5 protein-coding genes are annotated in these 7,246 nt (G+C 56.4%); 4 read left to right on the forward strand and 1 reads right to left on the reverse strand.

Features of this window, described 5'->3' with window-relative positions; translation table 11 throughout:
* The coding region (locus Q0526_RS08175; protein ID WP_298732381.1) for an oligosaccharide flippase family protein at window positions 1-1,181 on the reverse strand (1,181 nt) is incomplete at its 3' end.
* Between the two features lie 116 nt (window positions 1,182-1,297).
* Here Q0526_RS08175 and Q0526_RS08180 point away from each other — a divergent pair.
* The 4 genes from Q0526_RS08180 to gltB form a co-directional block, all read left to right on the forward strand.
* Window positions 1,298-2,107, forward strand: a complete 810-nt coding sequence (locus Q0526_RS08180; protein ID WP_298732383.1) for a purine-nucleoside phosphorylase — start codon at window positions 1,298-1,300, stop codon at window positions 2,105-2,107.
* An 87-nt stretch (window positions 2,108-2,194) separates the two neighbouring features.
* The gene (locus Q0526_RS08185) at window positions 2,195-3,025 is read left to right on the forward strand and encodes an Mrp/NBP35 family ATP-binding protein (protein ID WP_298732385.1); all 831 of its coding nucleotides are present in this window, start codon (window positions 2,195-2,197) and stop codon (window positions 3,023-3,025) included.
* Window positions 3,026-3,125: 100 nt separating this feature from the next.
* Complete coding sequence (gene mscL / locus Q0526_RS08190; RefSeq protein ID WP_298732387.1) at window positions 3,126-3,545, forward strand: large conductance mechanosensitive channel protein MscL; 420 nt, start codon at window positions 3,126-3,128, stop codon at window positions 3,543-3,545.
* Window positions 3,546-3,758: 213 nt separating this feature from the next.
* Window positions 3,759-7,246, forward strand: a 3,488-nt coding sequence (gene gltB / locus Q0526_RS08195; protein WP_298732389.1) for a glutamate synthase large subunit, incomplete at its 3' end; no start/stop codon positions are given.

Consider the following 7,246-nt stretch of genomic DNA (forward strand, 5'->3'; position numbering starts at 1 on the left):
CGAAACACCGAATCAAACAGAGAATACCGGAACGTAGCCAACTGCTCCCCCAGTCCCTTAAGGACACCGTCCACCATGCTTTCCAAATACATAAATGGGGCCACAAACCCCAGAATTTGTACATAGCGTCCCACCTCCGCATCACGGTAGACAAGCTGTGCCAACTGCGGTCCCGCCATCACAAACCCTATGCCTGCCGCCAACGAAAAGGCCCCTGTCAGAGTAAGCATCCACCTAATCAGGCGTCGGGTCTCCGAGGCGTTTCCTCGGGTGTGTGCGCGGGTGATTTCCGGCATCAGTAATCCCGACAGCGCCGACAACACCGAGAATGGAAAAAACAACAGCGGCAGCGCCATGCCTTTCAAATTGCCATATTGGGTCATCGCCACTGCGCGGCTGCCGGTATACAGGGACAGTGTCAGCGGAATCAAACTGCTTTCCACCGCCTGCAATCCGCTGCCCAACAGGCGGCTGCCAGTCACCGGTAAGATTATTTCGTAGAGTTCCCGTTGCGTATAAGGATGCAGGGGTTCCTGCCGTTGCCGCCGAAACTCCTGCGTGCGTGCAGCAAATAGCAGCATCAGTCCACAGGATCCCCCTTCCGACACGGTATTGCCCAACACCACCGCAGCGCAGCCATAGCCGGCCCCCCATTGTGCCATAACCCGCAGACCTGCCACTGCCACGCCCATGCGAACAAATTGTTCGATCAACTGTGCCATCACATTGGGGGTCACCCGCCGAGCCGCCAAAAAACACCCTCGCAAAGCCCCTGCCACCGCCATGAAGGGCAGGCTCGGAGCCAGCACACGCAAGGCAGCCTCCGCACGAGCATCGTGCAGCAAAAACCGTGACGCCGGCCCGGCCAACACCGTCTGAGCCAGCATGGCTGCCGTGCCAAAAGCCAGCGCCGTTGCACACAAACCGCGCAGCGTAGCCCCCATCCCCTGCCCGCGGGCCAAGCTTTGGGCCGCTAGCCGGGTGGCTGCCACATTGATTCCCGCTGTGGCCAGCGAGACAAACACCATGTACAGCGACAAGATCAACTGGTACAGCCCCATCCCCTCACCGCCCAGATATGCCGAGAGGACTACCCGGAATCCCATGCCCAACATGCGCAGTATAAACCCTGACGCTGTGAGCAGCATCGCATTATGCAGGTACACCTTGCGCCTTGTCATACAGCCGGCCCCCTCTCTTCCTTTTGTATGCCTATGTGCCGCCCACCTGCTTTATTCCTTGCGCACCGAACGTTCCGGTGGTACAATGGGCACAACCACACATCAGGAGGTTCTGTATGAAAGAAGTCGATTCCGCTGCTGCATATCTGCGCGCACACCTGCCCTTCACCCCCGAACTGGCGCTGGTTTTAGGTTCCGGCCTAGGAGGACTTGCCGAACAAATCGAAGACGCCGTGGTGATTCCCTATCGGGATGTACCGGGCTTTCCCCTTTCCACTGCCCCCGGACACGCCGGCCAGTTTGTCGCCGGTCGATTGGGCGGCAAAAAGGTTCTGTGCATGCAGGGGCGCTTTCACTATTACGAAGGCCACGATATGTCTGCCATCGCTTTGCCGGTGCGTGTATTCAAAGCGCTGGGCTGCCGTGCCCTCATTTTAACCAACGCGGCAGGCGGGGTAAATTGGGATTTCAACGTGGGAGATTTCATGCTCATCACCGACCACATCAACTTTATGGGCGCCAATCCCCTGCGCGGCGCCAACGATGACAGCATCGGTCCGCGCTTCTGTGATATGACCCACGTCTACACACCCGAACTCCAACAGGTTGCCCTGCAGGTCGCAGCCGCGCACAATCTGGTGCTGCAAAAGGGCGTTTATCTCGGCTATATGGGTCCCAGCTTCGAAACCCCTGCCGAGATCCGTGCCTTCCGCACGCTGGGAGCCGATGCCGTGGGCATGAGTACGGTCCCCGAAGCCATTGCCGCCAGCCACTGTGGATTGCCGGTACTGGGCCTGAGCCTAATCACCAATATGGCCGCCGGAATGGCTGGCAAGCGACTGTCCGGCGATGAGGTCATTGAAATTGCGAACCAACGCGGCGCTGTATTCCAGCAGTTGGTGCGCGGCATTGTGGAGGCACTGTGACCCCCCCTGCGAGCCTTGCAATATGGCGGCACTTTTGGTATACTATACGTTGCCTGAGCGCATTTTTATGGTAAGGAGCAAAACATCATGAGTGAAGAATGTACCCACGATTGCAGCACTTGTAGTGCGAATTGTGATCACCGTGCCCCGCAGCACGAGCCCCCGCACCCCAGAAGCCGAATCCGCAAGGTGATCGGCGTTGTATCCGGTAAGGGCGGCGTGGGCAAGAGTATGACCAGCGCCATGCTGGCCGTTTCGATGCATCGCCTTGGTTACAAGGCCGGCGTTCTGGATGCCGATATTACCGGTCCGTCCATTCCCCGTCTGTTTGGCGTACATGGTCCCGCTACCGGCGACGGCGAAACCATCAACCCCATTGCCAGCCGTACGGGCGTGGAGATCATGAGCATCAACCTGCTGTTGGAGGACCCCGAAGCTCCTGTTGTCTGGCGTGGTCCCGTAATTGCCGGTGCCGTCAAACAGTTCTGGCAGGAAGTCGTATGGGATGTAGACTTTTTATTTGTGGATATGCCTCCGGGAACCGGTGATGTGCCCCTGACGGTGTTCCAGACCCTGCCGGTGGATGGTATCATTATCGTGTCCAGCCCGCAGGAACTGGTGGGGATGATCGTCGGCAAAGCCGTCCAGATGGCCAAGATGATGAATGTGCCGATTTTGGGCCTTGTGGAAAACATGAGTTACGCCATCTGCCCGGATTGCGGCAAGCACATTGCCGTGTTTGGCGACAGCCACGTCGATGAGATTGCCGGCAAGTACCAACTGCCTGTGTTGGCCAAAATGCCCATCGATCCCGAACTTTCCAAAGAAGCCGATGCCGGTATGATCGAGATGTTTGCCGGTGATTATCTGAACGGCGCCGCCAACACCGTTGCCAAGTTGCTGAAAGAACAGGCCTAAACCCACGCTTTACTTCCGACGCAGGGTAATTCCTGCGCCGGAATTTTTATTTTCTCTGGTGCTGGGGACCACCGTTCCCCAAAAAGAAAGGATGATACATATGAAGAAATTTTTTCAGGAATTAAAGGATTTTGCCTTGAAGGGCAATGTCATGGATATGGCCGTTGGCGTAATCATCGGCGCCTCCTTCCAAGGGATTGTCACTTCGCTGACCAATGACATTCTCAACCCTATTTTGGGCATCGCCTTCTCCACCGATTTCAGCAATGTGGTGATCCCTCTTTTTGGTGACAACTGCATTTATGTGGGTTCCTTTCTCTCTGCGGTTATCAATTTCATCCTGATGGCGTTTGTATTGTTCTGCCTTGTAAAAGCCATGAACCGCCTGATGGCTTTGGGCCGCCCCAAGGTCGCCAAGACCCCCGCTGCACCGAAAGGGCCCACGCAGGAGGAACTGCTGGCCGCCATTCTAAAAGAATTGCGCGCCCAGAACGAGCGTGAAACGTCCACCGCAAAATAAAAGAAAGTATTTTCTTTTCGAAGTCATATTTATTTGGTTTTTTGCATTAATTTCTTTACAATCTTTCGTTTCCCTCTTGTAAAAGCAGAAAACCTATGGTATAGTAACACACAAGAACAAAGACGTTCCCACAAAGGATCAGTGTATCCTTGCGGGGACGTCTTTTTTGTTACCGCTCGGCGGTACTATCTTGGGAAGGAGCGAACACGAAGCATGGAGAATTTTACCGAACGCAAAGCCCCTGCCGGCTTGTATGACCCGCGCTTTGAACACGACAACTGTGGCATTGGCGCCGTGGTCGACATCAAAGGCCGCAAAACCCATAAAACCATTGAGGATGCTCTGCAGATTGTAGAGCATCTAGAGCACCGCGCCGGCAAAGACGCCGAAGGCAAGACCGGCGACGGCGTGGGTATCTTGACGCAGATCAGCGACAAGTTCTTCCAGAAAGCCGCCGCACAGTTGGGGATCGAACTGGGCAACGAGCGGGAATACGGCATCGGCATGTTCTTTTTCCCGCAGGAAGAACTGCGCCGCAATCAGGCCAAAAAGCTCTTCGAAATCGTGTGCAAAAAAGAAGGGCTGCCCTTCTTAGGCTGGCGTGAAGTGCCGATTTGCCCCGAAGTTCTGGGCCATAAGGCTCGGGACTGCATGCCCAGCATCTGGCAGGGGTTCGTGGGCAAACCCGCCCGTTTGGAGCCCGGTATTGCTTTTGACCGCCGCCTGTATGTAGCGCGCCGGGTGTTTGAGCAGTCCAGCCCTGACACCTATGTTTGCAGCCTGTCCAGCCGCACCATTGTATACAAAGGTATGTTCCTTGTAAAGGAGCTGCGCCTGTTCTATCTCGATTTGCAGGATACCGACTACGAATCGGCCATCGGTATGGTGCACAGCCGTTTTTCTACCAACACAGCGCCTAGCTGGAACCGCGCCCATCCCAACCGGTTCATCCTGCACAACGGCGAGATCAACACCATCCGCGGCAACGCAGATACCATGCTGGCCCGCGAAGAAACCATCGGCTCCAACTACTTGAAAGATGACATGACCAAAGTCTTGCCCATTGTAAATCAGGGCGGTTCCGACTCGGCCATGCTGGATAATACCTTGGAATTCATGGTCATGAATGGCATGGACCTGCCGTTGGCTGTGATGGTCACCATCCCCGAACCGTGGAGCAACAATCAGGCCATGGACACCAAGAAGCGGGACTTCTATCAGTACTACGCCACCATGTTGGAGCCGTGGGACGGCCCGGCCAGCATTTTGTTCAGCGACGGCGACGTAATGGGTGCCGTGCTGGACCGCAACGGCCTGCGTCCCAGCCGCTACTACATCACCAAAGACGGACGGCTGATCCTTTCCAGCGAGGTGGGTGTACTGGATATTCCCGCCGACGAAATTGTGCGCAAGGACCGCCTGCGCCCCGGCAAGATGCTGTTGGTTGACACCCTGAAGGGTGAGTTGGTGGACGATGAAAAGCTGAAAAACGACTACGCCAATCGCCAGCCCTACGGTGAATGGCTGGACCGCAATTTGGTCAGCCTGTCCTCGCTGAAAGTCCCCAACAAACGGGCCACCACCTACAACAAGGAACAGTTGGTACAGCTGCAAAAGGCCTTCGGGTATCGTTACGAAGATGTTTCCACCATTATTTTACCTATGGCGAAGAATGGCGGAGAGCCGGCCGGCGCCATGGGCAGCGATACCCCGCTGGCCGTGCTGAGCCACACGCGCCCGCTTTTGTTTGAATATTTCAAACAGATGTTTGCGCAGGTCACCAACCCGCCCATCGACGCTTTGCGCGAGAAGGTTGTCACCTCCACCACCGTCTATGTGGGCGCGCAGGGCAATTTGCTGGAAGAGCAGGCCGATAACTGCAAGGTCCTGAAGATTGATAATCCCATCCTGACCGAAACCGACCTCTTGAAAATCAAGTCGATGAATGTTCCCGGGTTCAAGGTGGAGACCCTGTCCATCTGCTACTACAAAAACACCGATCTGGAAAAGGCCATCGAGCGCCTTTTTGTAGATGTGGACCGTGCCTACCGGGACGGCGCCAACATCCTGATTCTCTCTGACCGGGAGATCGATGAATACCATGTGGCGATTCCCAGCCTGCTGGCTGTGGGCGCCGTCAGCAAATATCTGGTCCGCACCCGCAAGCGCACCGCCATGGCGCTGATTCTGGAAAGCGGCGAGCCGCGCCTTGTCCATGACTTTGCCACGCTGTTGGGGTACGGCGCCAGCGCCATCAATCCCTATCTGGCGCAGCAGACCATCGGCAACTTGATTGATGAAGGCCTGCTGGACAAAGACTACTATGCTGCTGTACAGGACTATAACAAAGCTGTACTGGCCGGTATTGTAAAAATCGCGTCCAAGATGGGCATTTCCACCATCCAATCTTATGCAGGCAGCCAGATCTTCGAGGCGTTGGGTCTGAGCAAGGAAGTGGTAGATAAGTACTTCACGAATACCATCTCTCGGGTGGGTGGTATTACCATCCACGACATTCAGGACGATTTGGAGGCACGTCATCAGGAGGCCTTCGACCCGCTGGGACTGGACATCAACCGCGAGCTGCCCAGCTTGGGTGCTCATAAGTTCCGCAGCGGCCCCGCTGCCGAGCAGCATCTGTACAACCCGCAGACCATCCATCTGCTGCAACAGGCCTGCTGGACCGGCAACTACGATACCTTCAAGCAGTACACCGACGCCATCTCCCACACCGGCGACGATGAGATGCATCTGCGCAGCCTGTTGGAGTTCAACTATCCTGAACAGGGCGTGCCGCTGGACGAAGTGGAAAGCGTGGAATCCATCGTCAAACGCTTCAAAACCGCAGCCATGAGCTATGGTGCGCTTTCTGAGGAAGCCCACGAATGTATGGCCGTCGCCATGAACCGTCTGGGTGGCAAATCCAATACCGGTGAAGGCGGCGAGGCCGAGGACCGCTATGGCACCGAGCGCAATTCCGCCATCAAACAGGTAGCTTCTGCCCGTTTCGGTGTCACCAGCAAGTACCTCGTTTCGGCCAGTGAGATCCAGATCAAGATGGCACAGGGCGCCAAGCCCGGCGAGGGCGGCCAGTTGCCCGGCGCCAAGGTGTATCCTTGGGTTGCTAAGACCCGGAACTCCACCACTGGTGTAGGGTTGATCTCTCCCCCGCCGCACCACGACGTTTACTCCATCGAGGATCTGGCCCAGCTGATCTATGATCTGAAATGCGCCAACCGCAAAGCCGCCATCAACGTCAAGCTGGTCAGTGAAGCCGGTGTCGGCACCATCGCCGCCGGCGTGGCCAAAGCCGGTGCCGAGGTCATCTTGATCTCCGGCTTTGACGGTGGTACCGGTGCAGCCCCCCGCAATTCTATCCACAACGCGGGTCTGCCGTGGGAGTTGGGCATTGCGGAAGCACACCAGTGCCTGATTATGAACGGCTTGCGCAGCCGGGTTCGCATCGAGGCAGACAGCAAGCTGATGAGCGGTCGTGATGTAGCCATCGCCGCGCTGCTGGGTGCCGAGGAATTTGGCTTTGGCACCGGACCGCTGGTGGCCATGGGCTGCGTGATGATGCGTGTCTGCAATCTGGACACCTGCCCCATGGGTATCTGCACCCAAAACCCTGAACTGCGCAAGCGGTTCAAGGGCAAACCCGAATATGTGATGAACTTCATGCGCTTCATGGCGGAAGATCT

It is taken from the genome of uncultured Subdoligranulum sp., assembly GCF_937890665.1.